The 13,344-nt window shown below is 73.9% G+C and carries 11 protein-coding genes; 7 read left to right on the plus strand and 4 right to left on the minus strand.

Features of this window, described 5'->3' with window-relative positions; genetic code table 11:
* Positions 1-96 precede the first annotated feature (96 nt).
* The 3 genes from OG199_RS20825 to OG199_RS20835 form a co-directional block, all read right to left on the minus strand.
* A complete protein-coding gene (locus OG199_RS20825) occupies positions 97-1,164 on the minus strand; it encodes a hypothetical protein (RefSeq protein WP_405830732.1) in 1,068 nt (355 codons plus the stop codon).
* A gap of 83 nt (positions 1,165-1,247) precedes the next feature.
* Positions 1,248-2,450: a PP2C family protein-serine/threonine phosphatase gene (locus tag OG199_RS20830; RefSeq protein WP_401806586.1), complete on the minus strand. Its 1,203-nt coding sequence runs from the start codon at positions 2,448-2,450 to the stop codon at positions 1,248-1,250.
* A 40-nt stretch (positions 2,451-2,490) separates the two neighbouring features.
* A complete protein-coding gene (locus OG199_RS20835; RefSeq protein ID WP_356801229.1) occupies positions 2,491-3,126 on the minus strand; it encodes an NAD(P)H-binding protein in 636 nt (211 codons plus the stop codon).
* A gap of 104 nt (positions 3,127-3,230) precedes the next feature.
* Between OG199_RS20835 and OG199_RS20840 the strand changes: the two genes are divergently transcribed.
* The 5 genes from OG199_RS20840 (at position 3,231) to OG199_RS20860 (ending at position 9,145) form a co-directional block, all read left to right on the plus strand.
* The gene (locus OG199_RS20840; protein ID WP_356801230.1) at positions 3,231-3,686 is read left to right on the plus strand and encodes a hypothetical protein; all 456 of its coding nucleotides are present in this window, start codon (positions 3,231-3,233) and stop codon (positions 3,684-3,686) included.
* A gap of 299 nt (positions 3,687-3,985) precedes the next feature.
* Positions 3,986-4,885 carry a hypothetical protein gene (locus OG199_RS20845; RefSeq protein WP_356809216.1) on the plus strand — a complete coding sequence of 300 codons (900 nt, stop codon included), beginning with the start codon at positions 3,986-3,988 and terminating at the stop codon, positions 4,883-4,885.
* 381 nt (positions 4,886-5,266) lie between these two features.
* Complete coding sequence (locus tag OG199_RS20850; RefSeq protein ID WP_405830735.1) at positions 5,267-6,073, plus strand: alpha/beta fold hydrolase; 807 nt, start codon at positions 5,267-5,269, stop codon at positions 6,071-6,073.
* 81 nt (positions 6,074-6,154) lie between these two features.
* Positions 6,155-7,159, plus strand: a complete 1,005-nt coding sequence (locus OG199_RS20855; RefSeq protein ID WP_356809214.1) for an endonuclease/exonuclease/phosphatase family protein — start codon at positions 6,155-6,157, stop codon at positions 7,157-7,159.
* Positions 7,160-7,198: 39 nt separating this feature from the next.
* Positions 7,199-9,145, plus strand: coding sequence for an FUSC family protein (locus OG199_RS20860; RefSeq protein WP_405830737.1), 1,947 nt, complete (start codon positions 7,199-7,201; stop codon positions 9,143-9,145).
* A gap of 249 nt (positions 9,146-9,394) precedes the next feature.
* On the opposite strand, the gene snpA is transcribed toward OG199_RS20860, so the two are convergent.
* Entirely contained in the window at positions 9,395-10,105 is a 711-nt protein-coding gene (gene snpA / locus OG199_RS20865) for a snapalysin (protein WP_405830738.1), read from the minus strand.
* A gap of 188 nt (positions 10,106-10,293) precedes the next feature.
* On the opposite strand from snpA, the gene OG199_RS20870 reads away from it, so the two are divergent.
* Together OG199_RS20870 and OG199_RS20875 are read left to right on the plus strand one after the other, a co-directional pair.
* Complete coding sequence (locus tag OG199_RS20870; RefSeq protein WP_356804293.1) at positions 10,294-11,235, plus strand: LysR family transcriptional regulator; 942 nt, start codon at positions 10,294-10,296, stop codon at positions 11,233-11,235.
* Positions 11,236-11,541: 306 nt separating this feature from the next.
* The gene (locus OG199_RS20875; protein WP_405830741.1) at positions 11,542-13,326 is read left to right on the plus strand and encodes a VWA domain-containing protein; all 1,785 of its coding nucleotides are present in this window, start codon (positions 11,542-11,544) and stop codon (positions 13,324-13,326) included.
* Positions 13,327-13,344: the final 18 nt, after the last annotated feature.

Here is a 13,344-nt window from a genome sequence, read left to right on the forward strand (position 1 = left end):
CTGGGCGGCACCGGTGTCGCGGCGGCCGACTCCAGCAGCCCGCTCGACGTCAGGGATCCGCACGACACGGTCGGGGACGCGGCCCACCAGCGGCTGTCACACCTGTGCCTCCAGTCGGCTGAGCCGGCACTGCACATGGTCCAGCGCACCCTGCCGGCGCCCCGGCACGCGCAGCCTCAACCCGGCCAGCGCGAGCCCCAGTTCACGGACGCGCAACGGGTCGGCGACACGGCCCCACTGGTGGTGGGCCCGGTCCACGGCCGCCTCCACGGACGGGGCGTCGGCGGGCTGTCCCGAGTCCAGCCGCACGGTCGCCACCGCCAGCCAGACCCGGCAGCTGCCGGCCGCGTCACCCGCGAGCATCGCCAGGTCCGCACGGACCTCCGCCCAGTGCAGGGCCTGTTCGGACGCGGCGCCCCAGGTGCGGACCGCCTCCTGTTCCCAGCGCGCGGCCAGCGCCGCGGCCTCGTCGTGCCGGCCCGCCTGCGCGGCGGCGGTGATCGCGGCGTGCGGGTCGGGCGCCGCGGGCACCCGCGCGTCCACCGCCAGGACGATCCCCGGCCGCCCGCCGTCCCCGTCGGTGCGGGCCAGCGCCTGCTCGTGCAGCAGCGGCAGTGCGGGCCGGTGGCCGCTGCGCAGGATGGTGGCGACGGCCTTCATGTACGCCGGGGTCGCCACCGTACGCCGGGGCGGCGGCGGGGCGACCCGGCCGTACAGGCCGACGCCCGTCCCCACGGTCAGGGTGCCGGTGGCGAGGTACCCCCAGCTCTCCGCGTCGGCGTGCAGATCGACCAGGAGCGCGGTGGTGCCCGGCGGGCGCAGCCGGAGTTCCTCGGCGATCCAGTGCCAGGGGAAGGCCGTGTAGCGGACGGTCGCCGGGGTGGTGCGGGCCAGTGCGAGGTGGGGAAGGCGCTGGCGGCGGTCGAGTTGGAGCTGGCCGGTCACGAACAACGTGAGCGGGCCGGGGGCCGTCGCCGCCGCGCGCAGCCGGGTCAGGACGGCCTGCGGCTCCAGGGGGTCGGCCAGTTCGACCACGTTCGCCGTGTCCGTGCCGGACAGCACCGCAGGTGAGACGGCCGCGAGTACGGGGAGCACGGACGCCGCGTCCACCAGACACCCCTTGCCCACCGGCGAGGCCGCGAGGAGCAGCACGGTTCCGGGCATGGTTCCCTCCCCATCGATCACGTACGCCAGCACCGTAACCGCTGCGCCTGCAAAGGGGGGACGACAGACGTGCAAACGCCCTCCTATGGACGGCTTGTGCCGCCGTCCGCGACGCCGCCGGCGCCCGTCCGTCGCCGTACCGCGAAGATCGTCGTGTCGTCGGAGAGGCGTCCCCCGCAGTGCCGCAGCGTGCCGTCGCGGACGAGTTCGACGAGGCGCTGCGGGTCGGCGGTTCTCGGGTCCGCGGAGAGGGCGCCGACCACCCGGTCGCGGAGCGGGAAGAACACGCCGTCGGCGTCACGGGCCTCGGTAACACCGTCCGTGACCAGGAGCAGGGTCTCGCCGGGTGCCAGCGCGACCGTCAGGACGAGGGGCCGCTCGGCGGTCAGGGCGGCCAGGCCGAGCGGCAGGCCGTGGCCCGGCGGCAGGTCGCGCACACCGTCGGGGGCGACCACCAGAGGCGGTTCGTGGCCGAAGTTGACGAACTCCACGGTGTCCCGGTCGTCCTGGGGGAAGCCGACGAGGATGCCGGTGGCGAAGCGGTCACGGTCGTCGCGGCCGAGCGCCGCCCGGTAGCGGACGTGCCGCAGCATGCGCACCTCCAGCCGGTCGGCGACCGTGTCGAGGACGGGCTCGTGGTAGGCCGCCTCCCGGAACGTGCCGAGCAGCGCGGCCGCCGCCTCCACCGCCCCGAGCCCCTTGCCCTGGACGTCGCCGAGCAGCAGCCGGGTGCCGCGGGGGCCCGGCTGGATGTCGTAGAAGTCGCCGCCGACCCGGGCCTCGCTGTCCGCGGCGAGGTACACGGCCGCGTGGTCGAGGCCGCCCCAGCCCGTCGGCATCGGGCGCAGCACGGTGCGCCGGGTCGTCTCGGCGACGTCCAGCATGTGCAGCATGCGCCGCTCGCCGCGGACCCGGACCGCGCAGGCCAGGATCGCCAGGAGGCTGCCCAGGGCGACGAGGATGAAGTCGGGCAGCCCCGTCTGGTACTGGTACGACCACGACCGGTCCACCGCGAAGTACGTGAGGATCGAGAGGCACGCGAAGGCCGCCGTGACCCACACTCCGCAGATCGCCGCCGCGATGCCCGGTACGAGCACGATCCAGGAGATCATCCGGAACGCGCCCGAGGTGTTCCAGTCGGCCGCCGCGATCCCGCCGAGCAGCAGCGCGGGCGGTACCCACGCGACGCTGCGGCCGCGCAGTCTCAGGAGTTTCTGCCGCTGGACCGGATCGTCCCGCCCGGCCGGGGGCGCCAGCGGGCCGAGCGGGGGTAGCCAGTCGCCCACCTCGCGGTACCGCCTGTCCTTGTCGCCGCGCCGGCGGATGTCAGTACGCCACCGACATCCGGGCACGCGGGTGGGTGGGCGTCTCCAGCTCGTCGACGAAGGCGACCGCGTAGTCCTCGGCGCTGATCCGGCTGTTGCCGTGTTCGTCGGTGAGCATCCGGTCGCCGTCGGTCCGGAAGCGGCCCGTGCGCGCGCCGGGGCCGATCTCCGCGGCGGGCGAGACGTAGGTCCAGTCGAGGTCGTCGACGCCGCGGTAGTAGGTGAGGGCGTCGCGGTGGGCGAGCGCCTCCGCCAGGACGGCCTCGGGGAAGCCCGGCTGGTCGCAGAGCTCCTGTCCGGGCGCGACCTCCAGACTGCCCGCGCCGCCCACGACCACGAGCCGAGCCACGCCCGCCGCGCGCGTACCGTCCACGAGCGCCCGGTTGAGGGTCAGGAAGGGGCCCGTGAGATCCGTCCCGTCACGGGGCGGCACGCACGCCGAGGCGACCGCGTCGGCGTCCGCCACCAGTTCGGTCACCTTCGCCACGTCGGTGGCGTCCGCGGCGGTCGCGGTGACGCCGGGGACCGGGGACTGCCCGGACCTGCTGACCGCCAGCACCTGGTGGCCGCGCGCCGACGCCTCCGTGGCGATACGGCTGCCGACCATGCCGGTGGCGCCGAAGAGTACGAGCTTCATGGAAGTCAGCGAAACACGGGGTCAGGGCCCCCGCATCCCGACTTGCCAGGCGTCCGGGCGAGGTGTGCCCTGGAAGGCAGGGGCGAGGAGAGAGGAGTGCTCCCATGGCTCACACGGCACATGCCTCATCGGCGTCAGGGCTACGGCACCCGGCCCGGGCGCCACGGCCCTCGGACGTCTTCGACGCGCGCGTCCACACCGTCGCGCAGTGGGCGGTGCCCGTGCTCGGCGGGCTCGTCTACGGGTTCTGGGCCGCGGAGGTCAACCGCAGCGGCGGGCCGATCACGGGCTGGAACATCCTGTTCGGGTTCGTGAGCGCGATCGTGTTCGCCGCGGTCTGCATCGGCGTCCTCAAGGTGGCGCCGCTGATGAGGCGGGAACGGCACGCGGTGCTGTGGGGCGTGTTCGCGGGCCTCGCGTTCGGCTTCATCTACAGCCAGGCCGATCACAGTGTGTGGCGGTCCACGATGATGTCGCTGGCGGTCGCGTTCGGCGTGTTCGCGGTGAACTTCTACCGCTACTACACCCACGAGGACGGAGCGGGTCATCGCGTGGGCTGACGTCCCGCCCGCGTATGTGGTGCACGAGACCCCGGCGGCCGCCGGGGTCTCGTGCACCTCCCTCACTCACCTACCTCCTGGGACGCCGGTCCCAGGAGCCACGGGGCGTGATGGTCACGCCTGGTTCTTCCAGGTTCCAGGAAACACCCGTTCGGGTGAGCCCTCCACCGGAGCGGGCGGAGCCCGGGTGCCGCCCGCTCTGCGCGGGGGAGCGGTCCGGGCCCCGTTCGGCTTGTGGCATGCGCCCATATGCAGTCACACCGCTCGCGTCCGGGTCCGCCGGGGCTTTGCCTGAAGGGGTGTCCCCTCGTGTCCGGAGCGTCCTGTCGGCCGTTCTGATCGTCCTCGCCTGTCTGCTCGCGCCGCTCGGCGCGCTGTCGGGCTGGGCAATGTACGGCATCGGCGACAGCGGGCGGTACGAGGCCACGGTGGCGCCCCTCGCCTCCGACTCGGACGTGCGGGAGGCGATCGCCTCGGCCGTCACGGACGGGATCCTGCGCGAGGTCCACGTGGGCGCGCCGCTCCAGAAGCCGGTGAACCACTTCGTGCGGGACGCGGTGCGTTCGTTCACCCGGACCCCGGCGTTCCGCACGGCGTGGCAGGCGGCGAACCGGGCCGCGCACGACGCCGTGATGCGGGCGCTGCACAGCGACCGCGAGGAGGCCGTGACCATCGACCTCGCGCCGGTCGCCCAGCGGGTCAAGAGCCAACTCACGGTCGAACACATGCCTTTGGCGAACCGCATCCCCGTCGAGCACACCGAGATCACGGTGTTGCCGTCCGAGGACCTGAACCAGCTCCGGAAGGGGTTCCACGTGCTTGAATTCGCCGGCTTCTGGCTGCCGGCCGCGGCAGCCGTGCTCGCCGTGACGGGCATCCTGGTCGCCGTGTGCCGCAGACGGGCGGTGCTGGCCACCGGGCTCGGCACGGCGCTGGGCGCCGCGCTGCTCGGTGTCGCGATCTCCGTCGGCCGCCGGCTCACGCTGGCGGACCTGCCGGCCGACGTGTCCCCCAGCGCCGCGGGCGCGGTCTACGACGCCCTCACCGGCACCCTCCGCCTCGTGTCCTGGCTGCTGCTCGCGCTCGGTGTCACGGTGGCGTCGACCGCGCTGCTCACGGCCGCGTACGGGCGACGCCGGCGAGCGTCCGCGGCGCCCTCGCAAGCTCCGGCGGACCAGCCGACGCGAGTCCGAGCCTGACGGCGTCCGGAGCGCCGGCGCCGGCCGCGAACGCCGAGCCGGGGGTGACCGCGATGCCCCTGCCGCTGCCTCCGCCGTAAAGGTGGCCGCGGCCGACCCCGCCCACCACCGGTCCGCGCCGCACCTTCGGTGTAGACACGCCCGGCCGTCGGCCCGGCGATACCGCACTGCCGGGCGAACGCCCGCTGCGGGGGCGGCTGTTCACCGGACCCGAGCCGCCCGGCGGCGATGTCGTCGGCGAGCCGGCCGGTGATGCGCCGGCGTTCCCCCCTACGACGCCTCCTCATAGGGCACCGAGGAGTTGACAGGCCCTGGTGCCGCGAAAGGCACCCTCTGCCCGACGGGGCGAACGTCGCCTGCCGCGGCACTAGGGTCGTGACCATGGCACCCTTCCTCGCGTACGAGGACAAAGGGGGCGCCGCCGGGTCGGCGCTGCCCCTCGTCCTGATCCACGGCCACCCCTTCGACCGCACCATGTGGGCTCCCCAGATCGCCGCCTTCTCGGCGGGGCGCCGGGTGATCGCACCGGACCTGCGCGGCTACGGCGCCTCCCCGGTGGTCCCCGGTGTCACCCTCCTGTCCACCTTCGCCGAGGACGTCGCGGCGCTCCTCGACGAACTCGGCGTCGCGGAATGCGCCCTCGCCGGGCTCTCCATGGGCGGCCAGATCGCCATGGAGTGCTACCGGCTCTTCCCGGAGCGGATCCGCGCGCTGGTGCTGGCCGACACCTTCCCGGCGGCCGAGACGCCGCAGGGCCGGCTGGCGCGGGACGCGATGGCGGACCGGCTGCTGCGCGAGGGCATGGCGGGATACGCCGACGAGGTGCTGTACAGGATGGTCGCGCCCTACGCCGACGCACAGGTCGCGGCGCAGGTGCGCCGCATGATGACCCGCACCCCGGTCCAGGGCGCCGCGGCGGCCCTGCGCGGGCGGGCGCTGCGCCCCGACTACCGCGACCTGCTGACCCGGGTCGACGTCCCCGCGCTCGTCGTGGTGGGCGCCGACGACGAGTTCACCCCGGTCCACGACGCGGAGGCGATGCACGCGGCGCTGCCCGACTCCACGCTGCGTGTGATCGCGTCGGCGGCACACCTGCCGAACCTGGAGCGGCCCGACGAGTTCAACGCGGCACTGGCCGCCTTCCTCGACCACCTCGGCGCCCCCTCCCCGGCCCACTCGGAGAGGTGACGTTCGTCCCCACGCGCGCGCACCACCCCGTGTCCGAGGGAGGATTCGGGCATCCCACACGGACGAGTGAAGGGCCGGGGCGTGGACACTGCGGCAGCGGAACGGACGGACGAGCGGCGGGCACGGCGCCCGGCCGGACGGCGGGCCGGGCCCTGGGTGTCCGGCGCGCTGCTCACCGGCGTGAGCGTCGTCGTGGGCTGCCGGGCGGCCGACACCGACGGCATCACTCCCGTGCCCCAGCTCCTCGCCTTCCTGCCGTGGCTGCTCGCTCCCCTCGGCCTGGCCCTGCTGCTCGCCCTGTTCGCGCGCTGGCGGACCGGGATGGTGTGGGGGGTGGTGGCGCTGGGGGCGATCGCCTGGTTCACCGAGCCGTACGGGAAGACCCGCGAGCCCGCCGGCAGCCCCGTCGCCGAGCTGCGGGTGCTGACCTCCAACGTGCAGTTCGGGAGGGGAACCCCCGCGCTCATCTCCGCCGTCCGACGGGAGCGGCCCGCCATCGTGTTCGTCGAGGAGTGCGAGTACACCTGCTCCCGGGCCCTGCGGAACACGTTCCAGCGAACCGGCGGCCCCTATCCGTACCGGGAGTCCGTCGAGGGCGCCGGCTCCGACGGATCGGTCATCATGAGCCGCTTCCCGCTCACGAAGGCCGACGGCATCCGCGCCACGATGGGGATGCCGGGGGCCGTGGCCGACGTCGACGGCCACCCCGTACGGCTCCAGCTCGCGCATCCCATGCCCCCGCTGCCGGGACAGGTCGGCCTCTGGCGCCACGAACTCGGCGAGCTGCGCGCCTACGCGGCCGCCGACAAGGCCACCCCCACCCTGATCGCCGGGGACTTCAACGCCTCCCAGGACCACGCCGCCTTCCGCCACCTCCTCGACACCGGCCTGCGCGACGGCTCCCGCCTCGCCGGCGCCCCGCGCACCCCCAGCTGGCCGGCCCGCACCACCCCCGCCCTCGGCGCCCAGATCGACCACGTCCTGGTCTCCGAGGAGTTCTCCGCGACCGGCGCCACCTTCCTCGCCGTCACCGGCAGCGACCACCGCGCGCTGCTCGTCGACCTCACCCTCCACCAGCCCGGATGAATCCGGGAACGGCTCCGTGAAACGTTCATAATGGGGCCCATGCCCCGCCAGTTGCCCAGTGTGCTCACCCCTCCCGACTGGCTGGTCAGGAACCTCCGCCCGCAGAACGCCCCCGTCTCCCGCGCCGCCGTCGTCCGCGCCGCCGTCGCGATGTCCCTGCCGCTGGCGATCGGCCTCGCCGTGGGCCGGCCCGCGTACGGGGCGCTCGCCTCCATGGGCGCCCTGTCCGGCGTCATCGGTGACACCGCCGACGCGTACCGCATGCGCATCCTCACCATCGCCGTCCCCCAGCTCTTCGGCGCGGTCGGCGTCACCATCGGCGCGGTCGCCTTCGGCCACGGCTGGATCACCGTCGGCGCGGTCACCGCCGTCGCGCTCGTCTCCGGGATGTTCTCGACGATCGGCTCCGTCGCCTCCGTGTCCGGACTGCTGCTCCTCCTCAACTGTGTGATCGGTGCCGGACTGCCGTTGCCGGGCCCGTGGTGGCTGGCGCCCGTCCTGATGTCCGGCGGCGGCCTGCTGGTCCTCGCGCTCGCCCTGCTCGCCTGGCCGCTGCGCTCGGGCGTGCCCGAACGGGTCGCGGTCGCGGAGACGTACCGGACGGTGGCGGACCTGCTCGCCGCGAGCGGCACCGACGCGTACGACGACCGCCGCCACGCCGTCACCCAGTCCCTCAACCAGTCCTACGACCTCGTCCTCGCCCGGCGCGCCCGCCACCACGGCCGCAACCCGGACCTCGCCCGGCTGCTGGCCCAGCTGAACGCCGTCACCCCCGTCGTGGAGAGCGCCCCGGCCGCCCACCAGTACGGCAGGCAGCACGCCGAGCCGCTGTCCCCCGAAGTGCCCGCCGCCGTACGCCGTCTCGCGGACACCGTCGAGACCGGCCGCACCGGCCCGGCACGCCTCCGGCTCCCCGTCCCCACCAACGAGACCGCGCGCGCCGTCGACCACGCGCTGACCCACGCCGCCGACGTCGTCACCGGCCGGACCCCTGACACACGCACCGCCGACGACCCCCTCGGCAGGCCCGCCCGCCTCGGCGTCCGGGCGGCGCGCTCCGCCCGCACCATCCTCCTGTCCTCCGGGTCCTGGCGTTACGGACTGCGGCTGGCCGTCTGCATCGGCATCGCGCAGGCCCTGGTCTCGCTCGTGCCGGTGCCCCGCTCGTACTGGGTCGCCCTCACCATCACCTTCGTGATGAAGCCCGATTTCGGGTCGGTCTTCTCGCGGGCGCTGATGCGCGCGCTCGGCACGGTGGCGGGGCTCCTCGTCGCGGCCGTCGTCCTCGCCGCGGTGCCGCTCGGCTGGTGGGACGTGGCGGCCATGGTCGTCCTCGCGCCGCTCATCCCGGCCCTCGGGGCGCGTGGCTACGGCCATCAGACCGCCGCCGTCACCCCGGTGATCCTGCTCCTGTCCGACGTCCTCAACCACCAGGGCACCGCCCTGCTCGTCCCACGGCTCGTGGACTCCCTCATGGGATGCGCGATCGCGCTCGTCGCGGGCTATCTGCTCTGGCCGGAGAGCTGGCACACCCGTGTCGGCGACCGGCTCGCCGACACGGTCGCGGACACCGCCCGTTACGTGGAGTACGCCTCCCGGGAGGACGCCGACCACGCCGAACGCGCCCGTATGCGGCGGCGCCTCCACCGCGACCTGTCCGGCATCCGCACCGAGTTCCAGCGGGCCCTGAGCGAACCCCCGCCCAACGGCCGGCGCGCCGCGGCCTGGCTTCCGCTCGTCGTCGCCGTGGAACGGATCGTCGACGCGACCACCGCGGCCGGGGTGCGGATCCGGCACGGGGCCCAGCGTCCGTCGGCCGCCGAGTTCGCGCAGGTGGCCCTGCAACTGCGGGAGCTGTCCGAGGGGCTGCGCGAGACGGACGTGCTCGTCGCCGTCCGTACGGACCTCACCGGGCCGGCCGGCAGTGTGCTCGAACCCCTCCGGCAGGAGGTCGCCGCGGCCCGCGCGATCGCGTCACCTCGCTGAACCCGGCGCGGGCCGGGACGGACCGGACCGGACGCAGACGCGGGCCGGGCACGGACCGGACGCAGACGCGGGCCCGGTTTCGGGCCCGGGAAGAACGGCGGTGCGGGCCGCCCGTGCAGGGGGCGGCCCGCACCCGTGGGGGGTGGGGCTGGTGGAGGACGGCGGGACCGAGGGTCCGTCGTCCGGATCGGTGGCGGCGAGGCGCGATGCCCTGCCCCGCGTCCCGCCGCACGATCCGAGCGAGCGGCCCTAGCGGGCGTTCGTCTTGCCCAGGGCCTTGTCCAGCGCCTGCGCGAAGCCGTTGGCCCACAGCTGGTTGACACGCGACCGCTCGGCCGCGTTGGGGTTCGGGTTGGTGCAGGAGGGACCGGGGCCGCCGCCCGACATCAGCTCGCTGCACGGGCCGGAGTAGTGGTCGGGCAGACCGAGGACGTGGCCGGTCTCGTGCGCGGTGATGCGGATCGGGTCGTACTGCTCGCTCTGCGCGTAGTCCAGGAAGACGTACCCGCTGCCGTGGCCGTCCGTCGAGGCGTACGAGCCGCGCGAGTCGTTGCCCTCGCGATAGGTGAAGTCGGCGCTCGACGCCGAGCCCGACTGGAGTTTCACGTTCGCCACCGCGCCGTTCCATATCGCGGCGCTGCGGGCTATCTCGGTGCTGAAGGAGGGCGCGCGGGACGCGTTGTAGATCACGGTGACGGCCGCGGCGCTGCTCGGGTTCGCGGCGCGCTTCTCGGCGACGGATCGGATGACCGCCGCGAAGAACGCCTGGTTGGCCTTGCTCTCCTCGGCGGAGCCCGCGTAGCCGGAGTAACCGGCGGGGGCGGAGTGCCCGGCGTGAACGGCGTCCTGCGCGGGGACGGGAGCCGCCACGGCGGGGACCGCGGTGAACCCGGCCGCCGCGAGGCCCAGACCGAGCGCGGTCGCGAGCACGGCCTTGGACTTGGGCAGGGGAAGTCTCATCGATGACTCCTTGTGGGGGGGGGAGTGAAGTCGTCACGGTGAGTTTCGGTGCCTGTGCGGCGGCTGTGATGATGGCAAGTGCCGATAGGCCAGGACTATCGGTCCGAGGAGGATCGTCCAACTCGCCCGTTCCGCATGGGGTTTGTGCGTCTGGTGCAACCTCTGCTTCCGACTTAGGCTCCGCAGGCATGGAGCTTGAGGTCAGGCACCTCCGGGCGCTGTGCGCCATCGCCGACACCGGCAGCCTGCACCGCGCCGCGCGCCTGCTCGGCGTCGCCCAGCCCTCGTTGAGCACCCAGCTGCGCAGGATCGAACAGGAGCTGGGCGGCGAGCTGTTCATCCGTGAACGGACCGGTTGCCGCCCCACTCCGCTCGGCCGGATCGTGCTCGGGCGGGCCCGCCCACTGGTGGCCGAAATGCGGTCCCTGGTCGCCGAGGCGCGGGCCGCCGCCGCGGACGGACTCCAGCTGCGTATCGGCTCCACCGCGAGCCGCGCCCTGGCCGGCTGGCTGCGCCGGCTGCGCGAACACCGCCAGGAACCGCTCCTCCAGATGGACGTCTCCGCGAACGCCCTGCTCAACCTGGTCGCCGAGGGGCGGCTCGACGTCGCCTTCGTGCACGAGGTGGAGGGCTGTCCCCTGCGCATCCCGGACGGACTGCGGCTGCGCGTCCTGGTCGAGCGCGAGCCCCAGTTCGTCTCCCTGCCCAACGATCACCCGGCCGCCGTGCGTCCCGTCGTCCACCTCTCCGAGCTCGCCCAGGACCGCTGGATGGTGGACCCCACGGTCGACGGCGAGTGGGACGCCGTGCACCGGATGCTGCGCTCCGCCGGACTCAACCCCCGGGTCCTGCACGGCGACTACCACACGGCGGCCTCCCTGGTCGCCACCGGCGAGGTCGTCACGGTCTGCCAGCCCACCCGCCAGTCCGGCCCCGAGACGGCGGTGCGCCGCCTGCACGGCGACCCGCTCGGCGTACGACTGCTGCTCGCGGCCCGTACGGAGGCGGAGCTGGACGGCGTCTATCCGGAACTGGCCGAGGCCTACGAGGAGACGGCACGGCAGGCGCCCGCTTACCGCGAATGGCTGGAACACGGCGGTTCTGGAACCCCGGTCCCCGCCCTCCCGTGAACGTCGGCCGGTCTCGCGACGGCTTCCTGTGTGAGGATGTGCGCAACGGCAGCAGTCTGCGCACTTTACTCCCCCATGTGGTTCATTGACCTGCGCTTGACTCCGGGGGGATGGGTACGGAGAGGTGCGGCGGTCCGATGAACGCGCAGTGAACCCGTGGGATCCGTAGGGGTCTTGATAACGCTCTTGACACCGCTACCTGTCGGTACCCGACCCTGCCCAAGATCGCCGACAGCGGCCGCTAACCTTACGTGTCCGTCCTGGCCAGGGATTGACGGGCTTCAACTCATGCGAAGGGTTGCGCACATGGGCATTCTCACTCTCCTGCGGAACGCGTTCGGCCGCTCACGCCAGGGGCGTGACGCCGACGCGGAGACCTCGCGGGAAGCTTCGGCTCCCTCGGTTTCGGCCCCGGCGGCCGAACACGTTCCTTCGCAGGAGGCCGCACCGGCCTCCGCGCCGATCCCCTCCCAGGCGGCCGAACGGGCCCCCGCGGAGACCGAACCGAAGATCCCCGCGCCTTCGTCCGAGCCGACGCCGGGGGCCACGTCGTCGGTGGTGGACGACCTGGTGTCGGCGGCGTTCGACAACGTCACGGTCCCCAAGCAGACGGAGTCGACGGAGTCGGCCAAGCAGGTGGAGTCGACGGAGCCGGCCAAGCCGGAAACGGAGACGACCCCGTCCCAGGAGCCGGTGGCCGAGGCCACGGCCACGACCGAGGCGGAGGCGGAGCCCGAGGCTCAGGTCGAGGCGGACGCCGAGGCCGAGTCCCAGGGTGCGGCTGAGCCCGTCGCCGAGCCGGAGCCCGCGGCCGAGGTCATCACGGAGGCCGAGCCCGAGGCCGAGAACACCCCCGAGGTCGTGGCCGAACCCGAGGTCGCACCGCAGGCCGAGGTCGCACCGCAGGCCGAGGCAGTCGCCGACACCGAGGTCGTGACCGAGACCGAGGCCGAGGCCGACGCCCCCGCCAACGCCGACGCCGATGCCGATGCCGTCGCCGAGGTCGTGGCCGCCGCCGAGACCGAGGCTGAGCCCGTGGCCGGACACGAGGTCGTTGCCGAGCCGGCGGCTGAGCACCCGGTCGAGGCCGAGCCGAAGGCCGAGCCCGCGGCCGCCGACGGCGATCAGGCCGCACGGGGGGCACTCGCGGCCGACGACGAAAGCGCCACGGGTGGTGCGGGTGGGAAGGACGACACGGCCGAAGGCGCGGCCGAGGCCGAGACCGCCCCGGAGACCGCACCCGCACCCGAGGTCGAGGTCGACGCCGAAGCCGCGGTCGTGGCCGAGGCCCAGGCCGTGGTGGAGGCGGTCGCACCCGAGGCCGAGCCCGCCGTCGGGGCACCCGTCGAGGCCCCCGAGGTCTCCGCGCCGGAGGCCGATCAGCCCGGCTCCGGCACCGACTCCGACTCCGACGCCGGCTCCACGACCCCCGCCGTCCCGTTCACCCACGTCCAGTCGACCGCCGCGACCCTCACCACCGCGTACAGGGAAGCCGCCGCCACCCTCGACAAGCAGGACCTCACCGGCGCCCGCGCCAAGGTCTACCTCGTCCTGGACCGCTCCTCGTCGATGCGCTCGTACTACAAGGACGGCTCGGCCCAGGCCCTCGGCGAGCAGGCCCTGGCCCTCGCCGCGCACCTCGACCCCGAGGCCACGGTCCCGGTCGTCTTCTTCTCCACCGAACTCGACGGCACCGGCGAGCTCACCCTCGCCGACCACGAGAACAAGGTCGACGAGCTCCACGGCACCCTCGGCCGCATGGGCCGTACCAGCTACCACGTCGCCGTGCAGGAAGTCCTCGCGCAGCACGAGAAGTCGCAGAACCCCGCGGCCCCCGCGCTGGTCATCTTCCAGACGGACGGCGCCCCGGACGCCAAGACCCCGGCCACCCAGGCGCTCACCGACGCGGCGGCGACCCACCCCGCCGTCTTCTTCTCCTTCGTCGCGTTCGGCGAGCCCGAGAACAAGGCGTTCGACTACCTCCGCAAGCTGAAGACCGCCAACACGTCCTTCTTCCACGCGGGCCCCACCCCCCGCGAACTGACGGACGCCGAGGTCTACGAGGGCATCCTGGCGAACTGGCGCCCGTAGCCCCACTCGTAGAACCCT

The sequence above is a fragment of the Streptomyces sp. NBC_01176 genome, assembly GCF_045039825.1.
Lineage (GTDB): Bacteria > Actinomycetota > Actinomycetes > Streptomycetales > Streptomycetaceae > Streptomyces.